Source organism: Burkholderia sp. Ed8 (genome assembly GCF_040761425.1).
GTDB classification, from domain to species: domain Bacteria; phylum Pseudomonadota; class Gammaproteobacteria; order Burkholderiales; family Burkholderiaceae; genus Burkholderia; species Burkholderia seminalis.
This window is the reverse complement of record NZ_CP142886.1, coordinates 655,957-677,815: the sequence shown is the minus strand read 5'-3', so window position 1 is coordinate 677,815 and position 21,859 is coordinate 655,957. Positions and strand designations below refer to the sequence as shown.

The 21,859-nt window shown below is 69.7% G+C and carries 23 protein-coding genes; 13 read left to right on the top strand and 10 right to left on the bottom strand.

The window, feature by feature from the left end:
• The first annotated feature begins 87 nt into the window (after window positions 1-87).
• From VXM69_RS17065 to VXM69_RS17030, 8 genes are all read left to right on the top strand, one after another.
• Window positions 88-639: a single-stranded DNA-binding protein gene (locus VXM69_RS17065; RefSeq protein WP_034189287.1), complete on the top strand. Its 552-nt coding sequence runs from the start codon at window positions 88-90 to the stop codon at window positions 637-639.
• 135 nt (window positions 640-774) lie between these two features.
• Window positions 775-1,305: a G/U mismatch-specific DNA glycosylase gene (gene mug, locus VXM69_RS17060; RefSeq protein WP_367189946.1), complete on the top strand. Its 531-nt coding sequence runs from the start codon at window positions 775-777 to the stop codon at window positions 1,303-1,305.
• Window positions 1,292-1,915 carry a DNA-3-methyladenine glycosylase gene (locus VXM69_RS17055; RefSeq protein ID WP_367189945.1) on the top strand — a complete coding sequence of 208 codons (624 nt, stop codon included), beginning with the start codon at window positions 1,292-1,294 and terminating at the stop codon, window positions 1,913-1,915. The genes mug and VXM69_RS17055 overlap by 14 nt, the downstream gene beginning before the upstream one ends.
• A gap of 101 nt (window positions 1,916-2,016) precedes the next feature.
• Window positions 2,017-2,781: a ParA family protein gene (locus tag VXM69_RS17050; RefSeq protein WP_367189944.1), complete on the top strand. Its 765-nt coding sequence runs from the start codon at window positions 2,017-2,019 to the stop codon at window positions 2,779-2,781.
• 499 nt (window positions 2,782-3,280) lie between these two features.
• Window positions 3,281-3,862 carry a TIGR01841 family phasin gene (gene phaP, locus VXM69_RS17045; protein WP_034189291.1) on the top strand — a complete coding sequence of 194 codons (582 nt, stop codon included), beginning with the start codon at window positions 3,281-3,283 and terminating at the stop codon, window positions 3,860-3,862.
• Window positions 3,863-4,132: 270 nt separating this feature from the next.
• Complete coding sequence (locus VXM69_RS17040; protein WP_367189943.1) at window positions 4,133-5,314, top strand: acetyl-CoA C-acetyltransferase; 1,182 nt, start codon at window positions 4,133-4,135, stop codon at window positions 5,312-5,314.
• A 217-nt stretch (window positions 5,315-5,531) separates the two neighbouring features.
• Window positions 5,532-6,275, top strand: coding sequence for an acetoacetyl-CoA reductase (phbB, locus tag VXM69_RS17035; RefSeq protein WP_034189605.1), 744 nt, complete (start codon window positions 5,532-5,534; stop codon window positions 6,273-6,275).
• A gap of 109 nt (window positions 6,276-6,384) precedes the next feature.
• Window positions 6,385-6,591 (top strand): hypothetical protein, encoded by a 207-nt coding sequence (locus tag VXM69_RS17030; protein ID WP_034189604.1) that lies wholly within the window; start codon window positions 6,385-6,387, stop codon window positions 6,589-6,591.
• A gap of 85 nt (window positions 6,592-6,676) precedes the next feature.
• Here VXM69_RS17030 and VXM69_RS17025 read toward each other — a convergent pair whose 3' ends face one another.
• The 10 genes from VXM69_RS17025 to VXM69_RS16980 all read right to left on the bottom strand — a co-directional run bounded on the left by VXM69_RS17025 (window position 6,677) and on the right by VXM69_RS16980 (window position 16,963).
• On the bottom strand, window positions 6,677-6,976 hold the full coding sequence (locus VXM69_RS17025) for a hypothetical protein (RefSeq protein WP_049031537.1): 300 nt from the start codon (window positions 6,974-6,976) through the stop codon (window positions 6,677-6,679).
• 27 nt (window positions 6,977-7,003) lie between these two features.
• The gene (locus VXM69_RS17020) at window positions 7,004-7,507 is read right to left on the bottom strand and encodes a hotdog family protein (RefSeq protein WP_034189602.1); all 504 of its coding nucleotides are present in this window, start codon (window positions 7,505-7,507) and stop codon (window positions 7,004-7,006) included.
• On the bottom strand, window positions 7,504-8,322 hold the full coding sequence (locus VXM69_RS17015) for a beta-ketoacyl synthase chain length factor (RefSeq protein WP_367189942.1): 819 nt from the start codon (window positions 8,320-8,322) through the stop codon (window positions 7,504-7,506). The genes VXM69_RS17020 and VXM69_RS17015 overlap by 4 nt, the downstream gene beginning before the upstream one ends.
• 8 nt (window positions 8,323-8,330) lie before the next feature.
• The gene (locus VXM69_RS17010; protein WP_034189608.1) at window positions 8,331-9,542 is read right to left on the bottom strand and encodes a beta-ketoacyl-[acyl-carrier-protein] synthase family protein; all 1,212 of its coding nucleotides are present in this window, start codon (window positions 9,540-9,542) and stop codon (window positions 8,331-8,333) included.
• A 73-nt stretch (window positions 9,543-9,615) separates the two neighbouring features.
• Complete coding sequence (locus VXM69_RS17005; RefSeq protein ID WP_367189941.1) at window positions 9,616-10,488, bottom strand: polysaccharide deacetylase family protein; 873 nt, start codon at window positions 10,486-10,488, stop codon at window positions 9,616-9,618.
• Window positions 10,485-12,950, bottom strand: a complete 2,466-nt coding sequence (locus VXM69_RS17000) for an MMPL family transporter (protein WP_367189940.1) — start codon at window positions 12,948-12,950, stop codon at window positions 10,485-10,487. Before VXM69_RS17000 ends, VXM69_RS17005 begins: the two co-directional genes overlap by 4 nt.
• Window positions 12,950-13,573, bottom strand: a complete 624-nt coding sequence (locus VXM69_RS16995) for a LolA-related protein (protein ID WP_301742328.1) — start codon at window positions 13,571-13,573, stop codon at window positions 12,950-12,952. Before VXM69_RS16995 ends, VXM69_RS17000 begins: the two co-directional genes overlap by 1 nt.
• On the bottom strand, window positions 13,570-14,547 hold the full coding sequence (locus VXM69_RS16990; RefSeq protein WP_226253450.1) for an acyl-CoA synthetase: 978 nt from the start codon (window positions 14,545-14,547) through the stop codon (window positions 13,570-13,572). The genes VXM69_RS16995 and VXM69_RS16990 overlap by 4 nt, the downstream gene beginning before the upstream one ends.
• A complete protein-coding gene (locus VXM69_RS16985) occupies window positions 14,544-16,256 on the bottom strand; it encodes an AMP-binding protein (RefSeq protein ID WP_367189939.1) in 1,713 nt (570 codons plus the stop codon). Before VXM69_RS16985 ends, VXM69_RS16990 begins: the two co-directional genes overlap by 4 nt.
• Before the next feature lie 53 nt (window positions 16,257-16,309).
• Window positions 16,310-16,963, bottom strand: coding sequence for a hypothetical protein (locus tag VXM69_RS16980; protein ID WP_367189938.1), 654 nt, complete (start codon window positions 16,961-16,963; stop codon window positions 16,310-16,312).
• A 547-nt stretch (window positions 16,964-17,510) separates the two neighbouring features.
• On the opposite strand from VXM69_RS16980, the gene VXM69_RS16975 reads away from it, so the two are divergent.
• From VXM69_RS16975 to VXM69_RS16955, 5 genes are all read left to right on the top strand, one after another.
• Window positions 17,511-17,795 (top strand): phosphopantetheine-binding protein, encoded by a 285-nt coding sequence (locus tag VXM69_RS16975; protein WP_080287884.1) that lies wholly within the window; start codon window positions 17,511-17,513, stop codon window positions 17,793-17,795.
• A 95-nt stretch (window positions 17,796-17,890) separates the two neighbouring features.
• Window positions 17,891-18,607, top strand: coding sequence for a 3-oxoacyl-ACP reductase FabG (gene fabG, locus VXM69_RS16970; RefSeq protein ID WP_034189595.1), 717 nt, complete (start codon window positions 17,891-17,893; stop codon window positions 18,605-18,607).
• A gap of 86 nt (window positions 18,608-18,693) precedes the next feature.
• Window positions 18,694-19,905, top strand: coding sequence for an endoribonuclease L-PSP (locus tag VXM69_RS16965; protein ID WP_124610130.1), 1,212 nt, complete (start codon window positions 18,694-18,696; stop codon window positions 19,903-19,905).
• 128 nt (window positions 19,906-20,033) lie between these two features.
• Window positions 20,034-20,816, top strand: a complete 783-nt coding sequence (locus VXM69_RS16960) for a glycosyltransferase family 2 protein (protein WP_034189593.1) — start codon at window positions 20,034-20,036, stop codon at window positions 20,814-20,816.
• Window positions 20,817-21,017: 201 nt separating this feature from the next.
• Entirely contained in the window at window positions 21,018-21,779 is a 762-nt protein-coding gene (locus VXM69_RS16955) for a M48 family metalloprotease (RefSeq protein ID WP_034189592.1), read from the top strand.
• The last annotated feature ends 80 nt before the right edge of the window (window positions 21,780-21,859 follow it).

Genomic DNA, 21,859 nt, shown 5'->3' with positions numbered 1-21,859 from the left:
CAGGCACCGGCCGCGCGCCGGCTTGCCCGGCGGGCCGTTCCGGCGACAGGCGCGGGCGGCCCGGCATCGAATTTACTGGAGAAACACATGGCATCCGTCAACAAGGTCATCCTCGTCGGCAATCTCGGCGCCGATCCTGAAGTCCGTTACCTGCCGAGCGGCGACGCGGTTGCGAACATCCGTCTCGCGACGACCGACCGTTACAAGGACAAGGCGAGCGGCGATTTCAAGGAAATGACCGAGTGGCATCGCGTCGCGTTCTTCGGCCGTCTGGCGGAAATCGTCAGCGAATACCTGAAGAAGGGTTCGTCGGTCTATATCGAAGGCCGCATCCGCACGCGCAAGTGGCAGGGCCAGGACGGCCAGGACCGCTACTCGACCGAAATCGTGGCCGACCAGATGCAGATGCTCGGCGGCCGCGGCGGTTCGGGCGGCGGCGGTGGCGGTGACGAAGGCGGTTACGGCGGCGGCTACGGTGGTGGTGGCGGCGGTCGCGGCGAGCAGGCGGAACGCGGTGGCGGCGGCGGCGGTCGTGCCGGCGGCGCGGCGCGCGGCGGTGCAGGCGGCGGCGCGCAAAGCCGTCCGAGCGCACCGGCCGGCGGCGGCTTCGACGAGATGGACGACGATATTCCGTTCTGATCGCCAAGTCGTCATCCCGCATCACGACGGGCCCGAATGTCCGAGTCAAGCCGCTTGCTTGGCCCGGGTCTTCGGGCCTTTCTTCGTTTGACGTCGTTCCTGCACTTTTTCCGTATGTCGTGCTCCGGGTAAAACGTGGCTGACGAACTTCCCGACCTCATCGCCGAACATCTCGACGTGCTGTTCTGCGGGATCAATCCGGGCCTGACCGCGGCCGCGACCGGGCATCACTTCGCGGGAAGAAACAACCGCTTCTGGCGCGTGATCCATCTCGCGGGCTTCACGCCGACGGAAATTTCACCGCAGGACGATCACATGCTGCTCCGGTACGGCTGCGGCCTGACGGCGGTCGTGAAGCGGCCGACGGCGAGTGCCGAGCAACTGTCGCGTGCCGAATTCATCGCCGCGGCGGCGGCGTTCGAGCAGAAGGTCGTGCGTTACGGGCCGTGCTTCGTCGCCTTTCTCGGCAAGGCCGGGTATGCGGCGCTGTCGGGGCAACGCGAAGTCGCGTGGGGGCTGCAACCGGTCCGCATGCAGGGCGCGAACGTCTGGGTGCTCCCCAATCCGAGCGGGAGAAATCTCGCGTTCGGTCTCGGCGACCTTGTCGACGCGTACCGTCCGCTTTATCTGGCCGCGACGACGGCGACACGACATGCGGCGCGATAAGACCGCTTTCGTCTGGCCGGGCACCGTGTTGCCGCGCGCGTTCTTCGATCGCGCGGCCACCGACGTCGCACCGCTCCTGCTCAACAAGATCCTCGCGGCCGCGGACGGCCGCGCCGGCCGCATCGTCGAAGTGGAGGCGTATGCCGGCGCGATCGACCCGGCGGCGCACACCTATCGCGGCAGGACGCCGCGCAATGCGACGATGTTCGGGCCGCCGGGGCATCTGTACGTCTATTTCACGTACGGCATGCACTGGTGCTGCAACTGCGTGTGCGGTCCTGACGGTGCGGGAACGGGCGTGCTGATCCGCGCGCTGGAACCGCTGCACGGAATCGAGCGCATGCGTGCGGCCCGGCCGCCGCAGACGCGCGATCGCGACCTGTGCCGCGGGCCGGCGCGGCTGACGCAGGCGATGGGCATCGATGGCGCGCAGGATGGCGTCGATCTCGTCGCTGCGCGCGAAGGGTTCGCGATCGTCGACGACGGCACGGCGCCGCCCGCGAACCTGGCGGGCGGGCCGCGCATCGGCATTCGCGTCGGCATGGACTTCCCGTGGCGGTGGTGCGTGCCCGGCAACCGCTACGTGTCGGGGGCGCTGCCGCGCACCTGATGCGTGCCGGACACAAGCCGCACGCCATTCGACCTGCGTCATGCGGCCGCCATTATTGACCGGCTAAGCTGCTCTTTTCGACGTTTGATCGAGGGGGCACCATGCGGCGGGTCGTGTTCAACCAGAAGGGCGGCGTAGGCAAGTCGACGATCGTCTGCAACCTGGCGGCGATCAGCGCGAGCGAAGGATTGCGCACGCTCGTCATCGACCTCGACGCACAGGCGAACTCCACGCGCTACCTGCTCGGCGATGCGGCCGTCGACGCGCAACCGGGCGTTGCCGGGTTCTTCGAAACCGCGCTGACCTTCAACTTCCGGCCGATCGACGTCGCATCGTTCATCCATCCGACCCCGTTCGAAGGGCTCGACGTGATGCCCGCGCATCCGGATCTCGACACGCTGCACGGCAAGCTCGAATCGCGCTACAAGATCTACAAGCTGCGCGACGCGCTGAACGAACTCGACGCCTACGACGCCGTGTACATCGACACGCCGCCCGCGCTGAATTTCTATACGCGCTCGGCGCTGATCGCGGTCGAGCGCTGCCTGATCCCGTTCGACTGCGACGATTTCTCGCGCCGCGCGCTGTACACGCTGCTCGAGAACGTGAAGGAAATCCAGCAGGACCACAACGCGGCGCTCGAGGTCGAAGGGATCGTCATCAATCAGTTCCAGCCGCGCGCGAGCCTGCCGCAACGGCTGGTCGACGAGCTCGTCGACGAAGGGCTGCCGGTGCTCGCGTCGAGGCTGTCGGCATCGGTGAAGATTCGCGAGTCGCATCAGCAGTCGAAGCCGGTGATCCATCTCGAGCCGGGGCACAAGCTCGCGCAGGAATTCCGCGCGCTGCATCGCGAGCTGGCCGGCTGATTCCGCATTCACCCGTGTCGACCGCGGCCGCTTCATGCGGCCGTATTTTCATTTCGACTCTCAATTCATCAGATCATTGATTTATTCAATAGCAATTCAGAAAACGATTTCATAATAATCCAGAAAAAACGATTACATCAGTGACCGCTCCATTTTCAATCGGCGTCGGTTTTCTAATAAACGGAATAATGAATTGGTAAATGTTGCGCGATGTCACGGCGCGCTATCCTGCAGAAAGGTAAAAAGGCATTGCGGGACCCGCGCCCCAGTGGAATCTTCTCCGTGATACCGGCGTGTGGCGGGTTCCAGCAGCTGCCTGAAATGATAATAAGGGTTTACACCTACTATTAATGCCATTTTATTGACAATTAATCGCTCTAGAATGACCTCCTTCAACTTCCCGTGCTCAAATAAGTGACGGGTTGTCAATAAGGAGGCCGTTTGAGATCGAGCTTCCATTTTTACGTCGTCTCTCGCATTGCTAACAGGAGCGTGCCCGATGTCCGTATTTGCCCCCGAAAAACTCACCGCCGATTATCAGTCCGGTATTGCCGCGTGGTTTGCGATTGCCCGTCCGGCGATTCACGGCTTCGAGGCTGTCGTCGAACTCAACCTGCAAGCGGCCCGGACGGCGCTGGAAGAGTACGAGGACAAGCTGAAAAACGCCTTCAACGGCAACAATCCGGCCGCCGGCTTCGCGCAGCAGATTGCCGCACCGCAAGAAGCGGCCGGCAAGGTCGTGTCGTACGGCCGCCATCTGTTCGACATCGCGGTGTCGACGCAGTCCGAATGGGCGAAGGTCGCGCAGGCGCAGTACGAACAGAACGACAAGCGCCTGAAGGACGTGCTCGGCGAGCTGTCGAAGCACGCGCCGGCGGGTTCGGCACCGGTGGTGGCTGCGCTGAATTCGGCGCTGTCGGCGGCGACGGCCGCGGCCGACTCGGTGCGAGCGGCGACGGGGCAGGCGATCGAGGCCGCACAGAGCGGTTTCGATGCGGTCAGCGAAACGGCCACGCGCGGCGCCAAGCAGACGGCTGCCGCCGCGCGCAAGGACGCTGCCGCGCGCGAATCGGCTGCGTAACCGCACGACGGCGTGCCGCGTGAAAGCGCGACACGCTTGATCGGCGCCGGACGGCGTCGGGCGCCGCGTGTGCCATGCGGGGTCCGGCCGTCGTCCGGTTCGCCGCAAGGCGCCCGTACCGGTGTGCCGCCGGTGTGCGCGAGCGCCGTCCGCCCCCATGGCGGCGTGCGACCGTGATCGCGCCGGATGGCGCGACGGGTGCCATCGCCCGTTGCAGCCGGCGCGTGCCGGTGTCGGAACGACGAACTGATTTCGATGCAGGAATTGAACATGACGGACGTAGTGATCGTATCGGCCGCGCGAACCGCGGTCGGCAAATTCGGCGGCTCGCTTGCGAAGATGGCAGCGCCGGAGCTGGGCGCGACGGTGATCCGCGCGGTGCTGGAACGTGCGGGCGTGAAGCCCGATCAGGTCAGCGAAGTGATCATGGGCCAGGTGCTGACGGCCGGTTCGGGGCAGAACCCGGCGCGGCAGTCGCTGATCAAGGTCGGGCTGCCGAACGCGGTGCCGGGGATGACGATCAACAAGGTGTGCGGCTCGGGCCTGAAGGCCGTGATGCTGGCGGCGAACGCGATCGTCGCGGGCGACGCGGACATCGTGATCGCGGGCGGCCAGGAGAACATGAGCGCGTCGCCGCACGTGCTGCCGGGCTCGCGCGACGGGTTCCGGATGGGCGACGCGAAGCTGGTCGACACGATGATCGTCGACGGCCTGTGGGACGTGTACAACCAGTACCACATGGGCATCACGGCGGAGAACGTCGCGAAGGAATACGGGATCACGCGCGAGGAGCAGGACGCGTTCGCGGCGCTGTCGCAGAACAAGGCGGAAGCCGCGCAGAAGGCCGGCCGTTTCGACGATGAAATCGTGCCGGTGTCGATTCCGCAACGCAAGGGCGAGCCGCTGCAGTTCGCCACCGACGAATTCGTGCGTCACGGCGTGACGGCGGAATCGCTGGCCGGTCTGAAGCCGGCGTTCTCGAAGGACGGCTCGGTGACGGCGGCGAACGCGTCGGGGCTGAACGACGGGGCGGCGGCGGTGCTGGTGATGTCGGCGCAGAAGGCGGCGGCGCTCGGCCTGACGCCGCTGGCGCGGATCAAGGCGTACGCGAACGCGGGCGTGGATCCGAGCGTGATGGGCATGGGCCCGGTGCCGGCGTCGCGCCGGTGCCTGGAGCGCGCGGGCTGGACGCCGGGCGACCTGGACCTGATGGAAATCAACGAGGCGTTCGCGGCGCAGGCGCTGGCGGTGCACAAGCAGATGGGCTGGGACACGTCGAAGGTGAACGTGAACGGCGGGGCGATCGCGATCGGCCATCCGATCGGCGCGTCGGGCTGCCGGATCCTGGTGACGCTGCTGCACGAGATGGCCAAGCGCGACGCGAAGCGCGGGCTGGCGTCGCTGTGCATCGGCGGCGGGATGGGTGTCGCGCTCGCGGTCGAGCGCGTCTGAGCAGGGCTTGGCGACACGGTTCGCCGCGGCGCCGGCTGGCACCGCAGCGAACCAGACGGGTTTCGCGCATGACAAGCAGCCAATAATACGCGCGAAGGTTCCGGTGCGTACCGCACCCGCGACGCGGGCGGTGGCGTATCGAAGCGGTGGGGCGGCAGCAGGTACGATGCCGCCGCCCCGCATTCATCGATTACTTTTTTTGTCGGTAATTTATAGGATGACTAAGCGAATTGCAGTTGTGACTGGTGGAATGGGCGGTCTTGGCGAAGCGGTCAGCATCAGGTTGAACGACGCGGGCCACCGGGTAGTCGTCACGTATTCGCCGAACAACGCCGGTGCGGACCGCTGGCTGACCGAGATGCATGCGGCCGGCCGGGCGTTCCATGCGTACCCGGTGGACGTGGCCGATCACGATTCGTGCCAGCAATGCATCGAGAAGATCGTGCGGGAGGTCGGCCCGGTCGACATTCTCGTGAACAACGCGGGCATCACGCGCGACATGACGTTGCGCAAGCTCGACAAGGTCAACTGGGATGCCGTGATCCGCACCAACCTCGACTCCGTGTTCAACATGACGAAGCCCGTCTGCGAAGGCATGGTCGAGCGCGGCTGGGGGCGCATCGTCAACATCTCGTCGGTGAACGGCTCGAAGGGTTCGGTCGGCCAGACCAACTATGCGGCCGCGAAGGCCGGCATGCACGGCTTCACGAAATCGCTCGCGCTGGAGATCGCGCGCAAGGGCGTGACGGTGAACACCGTGTCGCCGGGCTACCTCGCGACGAAGATGGTGACGGCGATCCCGCAGGACATCCTCGACTCGAAGATCCTCCCGCAGATTCCGGCGGGCCGGCTCGGCAAGCCCGAGGAAGTCGCGGCGCTGGTCGCTTATCTGTGCTCGGAGGAGGCCGGCTTCGTGACGGGCTCCAACATCGCGATCAACGGCGGCCAGCACATGCACTGACGCGCGGCGGCCCGCACGGCAGTCGCGCACGTGACGGGCCGCGTTCTGCACTATCCAGTGCCGGAGCGGCGGCAGGCGCGCCGCTTCGGCCTCGCATTCCGGAGAACGCATGGGCGACACCTGGATCGGAATCGCGATCGGCGGCACGGCGCTCGCCGTCGCGCTGACAGTGGCGGTCTCGCTCTACTGGCTCGAGCGGCGCCGCGCGCGGCTGCTGCGGAACTTCGATCATCGCGACGGCGGGCTCGTCGCGTACGGCAGGTGCTTTGCGCGCAGGCCGGTACGACAGGCACGCCGCATGCGCGGGACGCGTTGACGGCGGCAGCCTCGAGGCCGTGACGCGTCGCGATCGATGAATGGTCATTCGTTGATCGCGGTCCGTCCGCGCGCGACGCGCGTGATCAATCGCTCGTGCCGCTCTTTCCGGACGACTCGCCCGAGTCGCTCTTGTGGAAGATCCGCTTCGTCGTGCGCTTGGTGGCGTCCCAGCCTTCGCGCGACGCGTGTGCGACGCCGTGCCCGACCGCCTTCGCGGCGCTCGCGGTCGCGTGGCCGAAGCTGCGCGCCGCCTCGCCGGTCTTGTGCGCGGCTTCCTTCGAATCGCGCTTGATGTCCTGCTTCACTTCCGACATGTCCGCGTGCGCGATCGGGCTGATCAGCGCCAGAACGAGCGCGGTGCCAATGAACTGACGAACTTTCACGACCTGGTTTCCTTGGGGTTGGTTTCTTCAGCGAGGATTCGGGGTGCCGGCAGGCGCCGGTTGAAACGTGCCCGCGGCCGACGCGTCGAGCATCACCGCGGCGCGGCCGGACAGCAGCACGCGGTCGCCGCAGCGCAGCGCGAAGCCGTACAGCACCGAGCGGTCGTCGCCGCTCACGCGTTCCGCCTCGACGACGAGCGGCTGATCGAACGTGTCCAGCCGGTCGACGAACGCGTCGACGTTGCGCACGCTCGCGAGATAACCGACGCGCGGGCGGGCTTCGTGCGCCCCGAGCAGCGCGCCGTGCACGGCCATCGCCTGCGCCGCGTATTCGATGCCGCAGACCGACGCGAGCCGGCCGTGCGAGCGCAGCGGGTTGTGCGGATCGCGATGGCTCGTCGCCGTGCAGCGGATCCGTTCGGCATCCCATGCATCGACCGTATCGAGCATGCACATCGCGCCGGCGTGCGGAATGTGCGCGGCGATCCAGGCGCGATCGAGCGGCGGCGCAAGCGGACGCGCGGCGGTCATCGCGCCCGCTCCGCGAAGCGCCCGGGGATCGCGATGTCGATCTGCACGCGCGTATCGTCGAGATAATCGAGCACGACACGCGTCGACCGCCGCGTGGCCAGTGCGTCGAGCAACGGCAGCGCGCGCGCGGCCGGATTGCCGGCGCGCAACGCATCGAGTTGGGCATGCGCGAGTGTCGTCGCGGGCGCGTCGGTGAGCCGCACGTCGATACGGGCGAGCGCGCGTTCACGCTCATCGGGTGCGAGCACGAGTGCGACGCCGAACGCGTCGTCGATCGGCCGCACCGCGCGCAGCGGTTCCGGATAGTCGGTGTCGTACGCGATCAGCAGCGTCGGCGTGCGATCGACCACGACCTGGCACAGGCTCTCGAGCAGGCCGGCGGCAAAGCTGCCGTCGTGCGCGCACAGCACGTTCGACGTCGCCATCGCGCGGGTCGCGATGCTCCAGTAACCGGCCGGCGCGTTGTGCACGGAGTTGTGAAAGCGCGTCGGCGACAGCTGGCGATCGTCGCCGGCCAGCGTCTCGCAGATCGCGTGGCAATTCTGGCCGTCGCCGCCGGATGCGCTGAAGACGGTCGCGAGCGTCGCGGCATCGCGGTCGCTCGCGGCCACGGCTTCGTGGCCGACCGCGAGCGCCGTGCGCACGACGGGGCCCGTGCGGCGCCGCTCGGCCGACGGCAGCCCGGCCGGCGGCGGCAGCGCGGTGCGCGCGGGCGCATAGGGTGCGCGGCCCGCGAGCACGTCGGCCGCGTGTGGCCAGTCGTTCAATCCGGGCCCGACGAGGCCGATGCTTTCGATGAAGGCGGTGAGTGTCATGGCGGGCCTCAACGGCGTGCGTGATCGGCGCGGCCGAGGATCAGGCTGCAATTGGTGCCGCCGAAGCCGAATGAATTGGACAGGACGGCGCGCACACGCGTGTCGCGGCTCGCGAGCACGTAGTCGGCCGCGAGCGCCGGGTCGGGTTGCGTCGTGTTGATGCCGGCCGGCACGAACTGCTCGCGCAGCGCGAGCGCGGCGACGACGGCTTCAAGCGCGCCGGCCGCGCCGAGCGTGTGGCCGGTCGCGCCCTTCGTCGAACTGGACGGCGTGCTGGCGAACAGCGCGCCGACCGCGCGGCTTTCGGCTGCATCGTTGCTCGGCGTCGCGGTGCCGTGCAGGTTCACGTAGTCGATATCGCGTGCGCCGAGGCCGGCGGACGCGAGCGCCTGCTCGATCGCGGTGCGCGCGCCGAGCCCTTCCGGATGCGGCGACGACATGTGATGCGCGTCGCTCGATTCGCCGATGCCGAGCAGCAGGATCGCGTCGTCGTCGAGCGCGGCGGGCGGGCCGGGCACGCGCTCGACGAGCGCGAACGCGGCGGCCTCGCCGATCGAGATGCCGTCGCGCGCGACGTCGAACGGCCGGCACGGCCGGCGCGACAGCAGCTCGAGCGAATTGAAGCCGTACAGCGTCGTCAGGCACAGCGAATCGACGCCGCCGACGACGGCCGCGTCGATCAGCCCGGCCTCGATCATGCGGCGCGCGGAGCCGAACACCTTCGCGCCGGACGAGCACGCGGACGAGATCGCCATCGCCGGCCCGCGCAGCGCGAAATACGCGCGCACGAATGCCGCCGGCGAATACGGGTTGTGCGTTTGCGCATAGCGGAAGCCGGCCGGCAGTGCGCCGTTCGCCGGGTCGCGGTGCCGGTATGCGTGTTCGGTCTCGAGGATGCCGGCCGTGCTCGTGCCGACGAACACGCCGACGCGTGCCGCACCGTAGCGCGCGACGGCCGCCGCAATGCTTGCGTCGAAGCCGTCCTGCATGAGGCCGAGCTGCGCGAGGCGGTTGTTGCGGCATTCGAAGTCGGCGAGATCCGCGCGTACGGGGTGTGCATCGACCCCGTCCACCGCGCCGATCCACGTGTCGAGGTTCGCGCGCTCGAAGTCGCACGGCGTGAGCCCGCCACGAGCGTGGCGCAGCGCATCGAGGGTCGCGTCGAGGCCGCGGCCGATGCAGCTGGTGGCGGTGAAGTGCGAGAGCAGGAGAGGTTTCACGAGGGTCGCATCCGGTGGCCGGAACGGGCGCCGCAGCACGGCTGGCAGGCGCGCCGTTCGAGGTCAGATTTTATCAAACGGGGGGCGGAACGCCCGGCTGGCCGGACGGTTCGGGCGCGAGCGCCGCGCGCAGCGTGGTCCAGTGCAACTGCGCATCGGCGGCGGCGTGCAGTACCGCCTGCAGCACGTCGAGCACGACCGGTTCGCCGCGCGCATCGCGTGCCGCGTGACCGTCGTGCACCAGCAGGATGTCGCGCGCGTCGAGCCCGCGCAGCAGGCGCTGTGTGACGATCGCGGCATCGCGGGTGCGCGTGTCGAAACCGCGCCGCGTCCAGCTGGCGAGCTGCAGGCCGAGTTCGCACAGCACCGGTTCGAGAAACGGATTGCGCAGGCCGGCCGGCGCGCGGAAGAACAGCGGGCGCGTGCCGGCGATCTCGGTCAGCGTTCGTTGCGCGGCCGAGATCTCGCGCCGCAGTGCGGCGGGCCCCGACAGCGAGAACGTATGCCGGTGCCGCTGGCTATGGTTCTCGACCGCATGGCCGCGCGCGACGATCGCCTCGATCCACCGCGGATGACGGCGCGCGAGATCGCCGATGCAGAAGAACGTCGCGCGCGCGTCGTAACGGTCGAGCAGGTCGAGCACGCGCGGCGTGACGTCCGGGTCCGGGCCGTCGTCGATCGTCAGCGCGATCCGGCGGCCGGCACCCGTCGGCAGACGCGTCCAGTTCGGGCCGAGCAGCGCGCTGCGCGGCCACAGGCCGGCGGCCGTCAGCGCGAGATGCGACGCGACCACGCCACCGACGGCCCACGGCCACGCGGCCGGCTGCGCGATGACGGCGGCCGCCGCACCCGCGTGCAACGCGGCCGCGCCGGCGATCAGCGGCGTCGGTTTCCAGCGGCGCGCATCGCCGGCCCGATGCGATGGAACGGACGGCGGCGCGTTCATGCCGGACTCCGTTGACGACGATCGCCGGCCGCCGCGGCGCGCGGCGCGAGAATCGCCGCGAAGGCGAGCGCGAGCATCGCGCCGGGGCCGACGGTCAGCCCGAAGGTTTCGAGCAGCGGCACGCGCGACAGCGCGAGCAACCCGAAGCCGGCGACCGTCGCGAGGTTCGCGATCAGCAGCGACACGAGCGTGTACGGCGTCACGGGCTGCGCGTCGTCGCGCTTGCAGAAGAACAGCGCGTAGTTCGAGCCGACCGCGACGATCAGCAGCATTCCGACGAGATGCAGGATCGTCAACTGCACGCCGGCCAGCGCGAAGCCGGCCGTCACGACCAGCACGGCCGCGACGAGCGGTGCGAGCGCGCGCGCGGCAACGCGCGGCGAGCGCAGCGCGATCAGCATCAGCACGGCGATCGCGGCGAAACCCGCGAGCGACAGCCGGATGTCCTCGCGCACGTAGCTCACGTAGAGGCGATCGGCTTCGGCCTTCATGTCGACGAACAGCGCGTCGGGCACGCCCGCGCGCGCGACGGCCGCGCGAATCGGCGTCGCGTCGAGGCCGGCCGCCGGTTGCGCGGCGCGTGCGGCGTCCGGCGCGCGCAGCGGCAACATCGCGTTCCAGCGGCCGTCACGTTCGGTCAGCAGCGCATCGACGGCCAGCGCCATCGACGTGCCGCGCAGGTCCGCGCGCGTCAGCAGCGGCGCGTGGCGTGCGGCGTCGACGTCGGCGATGAACGGTGCGAACAGCTCGGGCTTCACGGCGATCGGCTGGTTCGCGACGGCGTCGCGCATCTGGGCGGCGAGCACGTCCGCATCCGGCAGGCTCGCGAGGCGCGCGCGCTGCGCGGCATCGCTCGGCAGGTAGCGCGCGGGGCTTTCGAAACCGGCGAGCGCGCCCTGGTCGACGAGCGGCTGCAATTGCGCGGCGACTTTCTCCGCGCCTTCGAGCGCGGCCTGTTCGGTCGGCGCGGCGATCACGACGAGGTAGCGCACGTCGGGCGCGCCGACGTCGGCGCGCAGTCGCGCGTCGAGTGCCTGCGCCGGCGCCGGCACGGGGCTGAGCGCGGCGAGTTCGCGGCTCCACAGGCCGTCGCGATGCAGCACGAGCGTCGCGGTCGCGGCGACCACGAGCGCGGCGAGCGGCCAGCGCAGCCGCGGCGCGGCATCGGCCGCCCGTGCGAGCGCCGCGCCGATGCGCGATACGTCGCGGATCGCGACGTGCTCGCCGCGCAGGTGCGGCAGCACGAAGCGCGTGACGAGCGCGGCGGCCGTCAGCCCGACGATCGAATACAGCCCGAGCTGCACGAGGCCCGGGAATCCGGAGAACAGCATCGACGCGAATCCGCACACGGACGTCAGCACGCCGAGCCGGATCGTCGGCCAGTATGCGGCGACCCATGCGCGTGTCGCGTCGCCCGGGCGCGCGGCGCCGCGCGTGCCGGCCTGCGCCGATTGCACGAACAGGTAGATCGAGTAGTCGACGGCTTCGCCGATCAGCGTCGTGCCGAAACCGAGCGTGAGCCCGTGGACCGTGCCGAACGCGACGCTGACCGCCGCGATCCCGGCCGCGACGCCGGTCAGCACCGGCAGCAGCCCGAGCGCGAGCGTGCGCGGCGAACGGTACAGCGTGAGCAGCAGCGCGACGATCAGCACGACGCTCGCCGTCGACAGGCGCTCGACGTCATGCCGGATCGTGTCGCGCGTGTCGACCGAGAACACGCCGGGGCCCGTCATCGCCAGCGTGTTCGCCGCTGCATTCGGGACGGCCTGTTGCGCGGCGGCGAACGCGCGGCGCACCGTGTCGATCGCGCGTGCCTGCGCGTCGGTATCGGCGCCGGCGGCGGCCGTCTGCACGACGAGCACCGCGCGCGTGCCGTCGCGCGATGCCCACACGCCGTCGCGGCTCGCCGGTTCGGCCGCACTGTCGAGCTGGTCGACGAGCGCGGTGACTTCGCCGGTCGGGTCGCGCGGCAGCATCGCCTTGGCGACGAGGCCGGCCGACGAGCTCAGCAGGTCGAGGCTGTCGCCGAGCGCGCGGTGCAGGCCGTCGGCGCTGAAGCGCTGCGGCGTGACGGCCGGGCTCAGCAGGTAGCGGTGATCGAAGACGAACTGCCGGTCGCGCGCGTCGTTCGCGGCTTCGCCGTTGTGCACGGCCGCGAATTGCGGATCGGCGCGCAGCGCGCCGGCGACGCGCCGCGACAGTGCGGCACGCGTGGCCGCATCGCCGCCGTCGATCGCGACGAGGATCAGCCGCGACACGATGCCGTCGCGCAACTGGTCGACGAGCACGCGCTGTCCGGCGCTCGGCGAACTCGGCAGGAACGCGGACAGGTCGGCCGTGAAGTGCGCACGCCCGATCGCGACGCCGCATGCGGCGAGCGCGAGCAGCCACACGAGCACCGCGCGCTGCCGCCACACGTGCAGGCGGCGCGCGACGGGGGAGGGGCGCGTGCGTTCGTCCATCAGTTCGCGGTCGCCGCAACGGGTTGCAGGCGCATCACCGACCGGTCGCCGTCGGCCTGCCGGATCGCGACGCCGCGCAATTCGTCGCGCGTGCCGTCGAGCGTGATCGTGCTGACGACCTTCAGCATCCGCGCGTCGAGCGGCGTGAGCGTCAGCGTCCAGTCGTCGCCGCGCCCGGAAAGGGCGACCTTGTACACCTGTTCGAGCGCGAAGCGGTTGCCGGCGAGCGTCGCGCGGATGCTGTCGATGAACGCGCCGAGTTCCGGATAGCGCGCGAGCGCGAGCGTGAACGTGCGGTTGTTGCGCTCGACCGTGAGCATGTCGCCGTCGACCACGAGATGTTCGGGCTTCGGGCTCAGCGTGTGCTTTTCCAGATGATCGGGGGCGACGAACACGAGCTCGCCGGACGATTCGACCGGCTGCGTGGCGATCGACAGGTACTTCGTCTCGGTGAACGTCGCGCGTCCCGACTTGTGCCGCGCGAGCGTCGACATCAGCCGGTCGAGGTTCCACGCAGGCGTCGTGTCGGCCGCGCGCGCGGGCATGGCCAGCGCGAGCGCGGCGGCCGCGGTGGCGAGCAGGCGCGCGGCGAACGGAAGCGGAAAGCGGCGAACGGCGGTCATGCGTCGGAATCCCTCGTGGCGGGCAGGTCGGCACCGGCGTGCGCGGTGTCGCGGCGCGCGGCCGCGGCGTCGCCGTCTTGCCAGAAATCGAAAAAGTTGAACCAGTTGTACGGCGCCGCGCGGCAGTACTTGTCGAGCAGCGCGACGTAGCGCGCGAGTGCCGCGTCGACGGCCGCCGCACGCGTGTCGCGCCGCACGTCGGAGAAATCGGCGAGCGTCTCGAAGTGCACGTCGTAGCGGTTGCCGTCGCGATAGAGGCCCGTCATGAAGATCACCGGGCGCTTGAGCATCGCGGCCATGTACAGCGGCCCGCGCGGGAACGCGGCCGGCGTACCGAGCAGCGGCAGCCGCCGCAGCGACGCGGCCGCGTCGTCGAGCAGCGTGCGATCGGCGAGCATGCCGACCATGCAGTTCGCGTCGAGGCGCTCGCGCACCTTCAGCATCGAGTCGACCTGCCCGAGCGGAATCACTTCGGGCTTCGCGGCCGGGTTCACCGCGGCGAGCGTCGCGTTGATCTTGCGCGCATTCGTCTCGTACATCGTGACGACGACGCGCAGGTCCGGATGCGTGCGGCCGATCGCGCGCACGACCTCGAAGCTGCCGAGGTGCGCGCCCATCAGGAACGCGCCGCGGCCGCCCGCGAGCGCACCGTCGACGAGCGTCTCGCCGTGCAGCCGGATGTCGAACAGGTCGAAGCGTCCATTCATCAGGTAGATGCGGTCGTGAATCGTCGCCGCGAACGTGAACACGTGCCGGTACACGTCGCGCCAGCGCGCGGGGCGGCCGAGCACGCGGCGCAGGTAATCGCGCGACGCGGCGCACGCGGCCGGCGAGAACAGCACGAAGTACGTCGCGATCAGGTGCAGCACGAGGCGCGCGCGCTGCCGGCCGAAGCGCAGCGAGATCCACGTCATCGTGCGCAGCAAACCGGCGTTGCTGCGTTCCTGGCGTTCGGCCCACGCGGTGCGCTTCATGGCTGCGCGCCATCCCGCGCGGCCGGCGGCGCGGACAGCACGCCGGTCGCGACTTCGCGCGACCCGACGCGCAGCGTGAAGCGGATCGCGCCGCCGGCCGCGGTGTCGTATGCGAGATCGAGCGGTTCGCCCGGGGCGACCGGGCTCAGGAATTTCGCGGAACCGAGCCGCCATGCGTGCAGCGGGCGGTTCAGCGCCGTGCCGATCGCGCGGATCGCGTGATCGAGCAGCACGACGCCCGGCACGACCGGATGGCCGGGGAAGTGGCCGGGCAGCGCCGGATGATCGGCGGGAATCGTGAACGCGAGTGCGGAGGCGGCCGTGGCGCGCGCATGTTGCGCGACGAGCGCGGCGAGCACGTCGCGCGGCAGCTTGCCCGTTTCGTTGCGCGGCAGCGCGTCGACGAACACGAGCGGGCGCGGCATGAATGCAGGATCGATCCGCTCGCGCAGCGCGCGCTGCAGATCGGCGGCCGTGAGCGTCGGCGCGACGACGAGCGCGACGAGGCGCGTGACCGGTTCGAGGCCGGTATCGCCGTGCGCGGGCGCGGCTTCGTCGGGCATGAAGAACACGCCGTCGACTACCTGCGCAATCGCGTTGAGCTGATGATTCAGGTAGGCGAGCGACGTGCGCTTGCCGGCGATGTTCACGAGGTCGGCCTTGCGGCCGTGCAGCAGGAACCGGCCGTCGCCGAGCAGTTCGAGCGCATCGCCCATCGGCACGGGCGCCTCGACGTGCCCGCCCGATACCCACACGGTCGGCCCGCTGTCGTCGCCGTCCGGTTCGGCGCGCGCGTCGAGGCGGATGTCCGGGAACAGTTCCCACGCCGCGCCCCGCGACGTGCGGCGCGTCGCGATCTGGCCGGTTTCCGTGCTGCCGTAAATCTCGACGAGCGGCGCGTCGAGCGCGGCTTCGGCTTCGCACGCGAGTTTTTCCGACAGCGGCGCGGTGGCCGACAGCACGAGGGCCGCCGGCGGCAGCGCATGGCCGGCGGACAGCAGCGCCCGCAGGTGGATCGGCGACGTGACGAGCACGCGCGGCTGCGGGATCGCGTCGAGCTCGTCGCGGATGTCGACCGGGTAGAACGGCTGGCGGTTGCTGAACGCGAGGCCGCCGATCAGCGCGAGCAGCACCGTCGACTCGAAGCCGTACATGTGCTGCGCGGGCACCGTGCCGATCAGCGTGGCCGCGCGCCCGTCGAGCAGCCCGAGGCGGTCGGCCGCCGCGCGCACGCAGCCGACCAGGAAACCCCAGGTCTTGCGGTGCGGTACCGGCGTGCCGGTCGAGCCGGACGTGAACACGTAGGCCATGATTCGCGCCGCGTCGATCCGCGGCACGGCGAACGGCGCGTCGTCCGCAAGCGCGCCGGGCGCGGCATCGGGATAGGCGAAGCGCGGCAGGTCGATCGTGCAGTCGGGCGCGTCGTGCAGGCAGAACGCGTCGGGTGCGAACGAGGCGAGCTGGCGGACCATTTCCGGGGTGTGCGTCGACGGCAGCAGGCTGATCTTGCCGGCGACGAGCGCCGCGCACAGGCTGACCGCGAAACGGTAGCGGTCGCGGCACACGTTGAACACGTGGCCGCCGGCGGGCAGCGCGGCGGCCACGCGCGCGACGTCGGCGACGAACGCGCGCACGGTGACGGGCGTACCGTCGCGCCAGGCGATCGTCTGGTCCGGCGAGGAATGGAATACCAGCGGGTGAGTCGGCATAAATCGGTCAAAACGGGGGCGAAGGCCGGCGCGGCGGCGCGCCGGTCATGAATTCATCGTGACGCCTGCGACGCGTGTGTCGTCGCGCGGTACGCGCGCACCGCGTCGGCCATCCGGGGCCGCGGTTCGTGCGGCAGCGCGAAGCGCCGGCACGCATGCTCGGCGGCGAACATCACGGCGACGAGCGGCAGCGACAGGTAGTTCGCGAACGTCGACCACGTGACGATCGGCGCGGTCGCGAACAGCAGCGTCGACACGGCGGCGGTCGCGACGAAGAACAGCGTCCACGCGAGCGTGATCCGCCGCGTGTAACGCGCGACGGCCGGCGTGACCGTGCCGTGGATCATCGCCGCGAAGCGCGTGCACAGCGGCACCTGGCCGGCCGCGAGCGTGCGGCCGAACAGCAGCGCCATCGCGAGGTTGAAGCTCGCGTGTTCCAGATACAGGCCCCATTCGAAGTGCCGCGCGAGCGGCGCGCGAGCCCCCCACAGCGCGGCGGCGGCCAGCAGCCACGCCGGCACGAGCCATGCGCGCCGCGGCGAACGCAGCGCCGCGCCGAGCGCGAGCAGCAGCGGCGGCACGAGCGCCATCGCGAGCCCGAAGCCGTGCGCGCCCGGCGTCGCGCTCGCGTAGTGCGCGCCGGCCTGGTAGGCCGCCACGGCAACGACCGCTGCCGCGCCGCGCAGGACCGACAGCAGCCGCCTCATCGGCCGCCTCCGTGCGCACGGCGCGGGCACCGGGCCGCGGCCGCGGCACGGCGGCGGACGGGCAGGCGAACCGGAACGGAGCGGAAGGGCGGACGCGGCATGACTGGAGACATCGGGCGGATCGTGGCCGGACACGGTGGTCGGGCCGTCAAACATCATATGAATGGCGGCCGGGACGCGGGTCCGGGCCGGTGGTCGGGCACGCTCATTTTAGGGCCGCGGCGCCGCGCGTTCGGGGCCGGTGCGACCGGGTTTTGTAACCGATTGTATGGCACCGGGCGAACGGTTTCGCGGGGTCGGTCCATTTCCATCCAAAGCGGCTCAAGCGTCTCGTGCATTCGCGTCGCGAAACGGGCCGCGGCGCCGGCTCGCCAGTCTGTAACCATTCACGGTATACGCCCCGATACCCTTCGTCTAGAATCCGCGTAACTTTTACAAACCATCCTCAGACAACGCAGGCGGGGAAGCCGGCAGACGCCGGAGGGACGGAGATTGGCACGCGCCGGGCGTGCACGACGGTTGCCTTTTCCGGGCGCCTTCCGCTGCCATGGGCCGCCTGCCCGCACGCATGATGAACGCACTGGAACAAGAGCTCGCCACGCTGATCATCGGCGAACTGAATCTCGAAGACGTCCCGCTCGACACAGTGACGGCCGACACTCCGCTGTATGGCGAAGGTTTCGGGCTCGACTCCATCGACATCCTGGAAATCGCGCTGCTGATCTCGAAGAAATTCGGCTTCGAACTGCGCTCGGACAATCCGGACAACCAGACGATCTTCGCGACGCTCGGCGCGCTGGCCGCGTACGTCGCCGCGCATCGCACGAAGTAACGGTGGCGCGCAGTGCATGACGGGATGCGGCGGCGATCGGCGTACGGTTCGCCGTCGCGTCGATCGAGGTGAAACGCGATGAACGGAGCAATTCGATGCGGGCGCTCGTGACGGGCGGCAGCGGCGCACTCGGGCAGGCGATCTGCACGGCGCTCGCGCAGGCCGGCCATGAAGTATGGGTGCATGCGAACCGCCATCTCGCGCAGGCGGAGGCGGTCGCGCAGCAGATCGTCGCGGCCGGCGGCAGCGCGCATGCGATCGCATTCGACGTGACCGACGCCGAAGCGACGCTCGCCGCGCTGAAGCCTTTCATCGACACGTCGCCGGTGCAGATCCTCGTCAACAACGCAGGCATTCACGACGACGCGCCGATGGCCGGCATGTCGCAACGGCAATGGCACAGCGTGATCGACGTGACGCTCAACGGCTTTTTCAACGTCACGCAGCCGTTGCTGCTGCCGATGATCCGCACGCGCCGCGGGCGGATCGTCAACATCGCGTCGGTGGCCGGCGTGACCGGCAATCGCGGGCAGGTCAACTACGCGGCCGCGAAGGCGGGGCTGATCGGCGCGACGAAGTCGCTGTCGCTGGAGCTCGCGTCGCGCGGCATCACCGTCAACGCGGTGGCGCCCGGCATCATCGAATCGCCGATGGCCGAACAGGCGTTTCCCGCCGAACGCATCAAGCAGCTCGTGCCCGCGCAACGCGCGGGCCGGCCCGACGAAGTCGCGGCGATGGTCGCGTATCTGGTGTCCGACGCCGCGGCTTATGTGACGGGGCAGGTGCTGTCCGTCAACGGCGGTCTCGCGTGACGACGCGCGCCGCGTCCGTCGCGTAACGCAACGCGGCGCAGGGCCGTGTTGCCGCGCGGCCCGCGCCGCATAGTGAGGAAATCGAAGTGTCCGTGCATCCCGTCGACGCCGAACGGCGCTCGTGTTCGCCGCCGTCCGCCACCGCGCCGTTCGCGCATGGCGGCGACCGCGCGCTGCGGCTCGTCCAGATGAGCCATGCGCGGCTCGTCGCGTTGCTGCATGCCGCGCGGCTCGACCACGTCGTGCCGGGCGCGCTGGGGGCGGTGTGCATCGGCGCGGCCGGCTCGCATGCCGATGCCGCGCAACGGATCCTTGCCGATACCGCGCCCGACCTGCCGGTCGCACCGGTGCGGATGGCGCTGCTCGGCGCCGATGCCGCGCCGCACGACGCCGTCTGCGAAATCTGGCAATGCGATGCGCGCGACCTGCGCAGCGAACGGCGCGGCGCGCTGCACTACCGCTACAGCGAAACGGCCGGGCTCGTGTTCGGCAGCCTCGTCGTGCAGGAGACGCATGTCACGCACAATGCGTATGACGGCGGTACGCCGCTCGAGCGCGCGACGTTCGATGCATACCGCATGCTGTTCGGCCTGCTCGATGCGCTCGACATGCCGCATCCGCTGCGCATCTGGAACACGGTGCCCGCGATCAACGCGGTGCAGTTCGGGATCGAGCGCTATCGTCAGTTCAATATCGGTCGCCAGCAAGCGTTCGACGCGTGCCGTCGCGCGCTGACGGGCGGCGTGCCGGCCGCGTGTGCGCTCGGGTCGGTCGTGCCGGTCGCGGGCGATGCCCTGCCGGCCGCGCCGCTCGCGGTTCATTTCCTCGCGAGCCGCACGCCGGCCGATCCGGTCGAGAACCCGCGCCAGGTGAGCGCGTACCACTACCCGGCGCAGTACGGCCCGCGTGCGCCGACGTTCGCGCGCGCCGCCGCGTGGGCCGCTGGGGCCGCGGCGCCGGTGCTGTTCGTATCGGGTACCGCGAGCATCGTCGGGCATCGCACCGTGCATCACGGCGACGTCGTCGCGCAGACGCGCGAGACGGTCGCGAATCTCGCGGCCGTGCTCGAGCAGGCCGCGCGGCAGGGGCATGGCCCGTTCTCGCTCGCCGACCTGAGCTATCGCGTCTACGTGCGCGACGCCGGCGATGCCGCGGCGCTCGCCGCGATCGGGCGCGTGCTGCGCGACGCGGCCGGGCCACGCGTGCGGCCGCTGTTCGTGCACGCGGACGTGTGCCGCGACGACCTGCTGGTCGAGATCGAGGCCAGTGCGGGACATGCAATGGAGTGGCTGTCATGAAGCGCGAGAACCTCACGATCCGGCAACCGGCGAATGGCGTCGACGATGTCCTCGACGAAGCCTGCCGACGTTCGCCGGCAAGTCATAAAATTTTGTCAGGATCCCCGTCTTCGCAATCGGCTGTTTCCATGTCCAAGCTGCACGCCTCGTCCACCCATCTCGTGCTGATCCCGAGCTACAACCCGGGTGTCAAGGTCGACACGACCGTGCGCCAGGCGCGCGCGCGGTGGAACCCGGTGTGGGTCGTCGTCGACGGCAGCACCGACGGCAGCGCCGAACGGCTGCAGGCGATGGCGAAGCGCGATCCCGGATTGCGCGTGATCGTGCTGCCGGAGAATCGCGGCAAGGGCGCCGCGGTGCTCGCGGGGCTCGACGCGGCGGCCGCGAGCGGCTTCACGCACGTGCTGACGATGGATTCCGACGGCCAGCATCCGGCCGACCTGATTCCCGCCTTCATGGCCGCGTCGCAGGCCGAGCCCGACGCGATGGTGCTCGGCGTGCCGAAGTTCGACGCGAGCGCGCCGCAGCTGCGCGTGCAGGGCCGCCGGCTGTCGAACGCCTGGGCCGACCTCGAGACGCTGTGGGCCGGTATCGGCGATTCGCTGTACGGGTTTCGCGTGTATCCGGTCGCGCCGCTCGCGGCGATCATGCGGCGCCAGCCGTGGATGCGCGGTTTCGACTTCGATCCCGAAGCGGCCGTGCGGCTGTGCTGGGCCGGCGTGCGCCCGATCCGCATCGACGCGCCGGTGCGCTATTTCGGCCGGCACGAGGGCGGCGTCTCGCACTTCCACTATGGCCGCGACAACGCGCTGCTCGCGTGGATGCACCTGCGCCTGTTCGCCGGTTTCGCGGTGCGCCTGCCGATGCTGGTCGCGCGGCGGTTGACGCGGCGCAGCAACCAGACCGCCTGAGCGGCGGCCGGCCCGGTTTCCGTCCCGAACGTCGCCCGGGGGCGACGATTACTCCGTTTTTGTCGTCAATTCGGTGACGAATCGCGTCTTCATTTCAATTCATCGAGTAATGAAGGTGTCATCCGATGTAAACATCTGGTAATTTTCTGCCGGATTATGCAAAATCGCCGCTCCCAAATACAACTATCGAGGGATTCCGGGATGCAACTCAAGAAAGCGGTGGCGGCGTGTGGCGTGGCGTTCCTGTTGAGCGCATGCGGTGGGGTACAGAGCCTGGACGCGAACAGCCTGACGTCGGCGGGGACGAACCTGTACAAGGCGGCGACGCTGTCGGACAGCGACATCGCGGCACTGTCGAACGAATCGTGCAAGTCCAGCGACGCCGAGTCGAAGATCGCGCCGGCGAACAGCGCATACGCGAAGCGCCTGACGAAGGTGATGAAGGGCTTCGGCGACATGACGCTGAACGGCCAGAAGATCAACTACAAGGTCTACATGACCAAGGACGTCAACGCGTGGGCGATGGGCAACGGCTGCGTGCGCGTGTACAGCGGCCTGATGGACATGATGAACGACGACGAGCTGCGCGGCGTGATCGGCCATGAAATGGGCCACGTCGCACTGGGCCACTCGAAGAAGGCGATGCAGACGGCGTACGCGGTGAGCGCGGCGCGCAGCGCGGCCGGCGCGGCATCGCCGGGCGTCGCGGCGCTGTCGAGCTCGCAGCTCGGCGACATCACCGAGAAGTTCATCAACGCGCAGTTCTCGCAATCGCAGGAAAGCGCGGCGGACGACTACTCGTTCGACCTGATGAAGCAGAAGGGCATGAGCCAGAAGGGCCTCGTCACCGGCTTCCAGAAGCTCGCGCAGCTGGACGGTGGCCAGAGCTCGATGATGAGCTCGCACCCGTCGTCGGCGAGCCGCGCGCAGCACATCCAGGATCGCATCGCGAAGGGCAGCTGATCGCGCGACGCGCATGACGAATCGCCGGCCCGCGCCGGCGATCGGCACGCGAAACGAAAAACCCCACGCCCGTTCGGGCG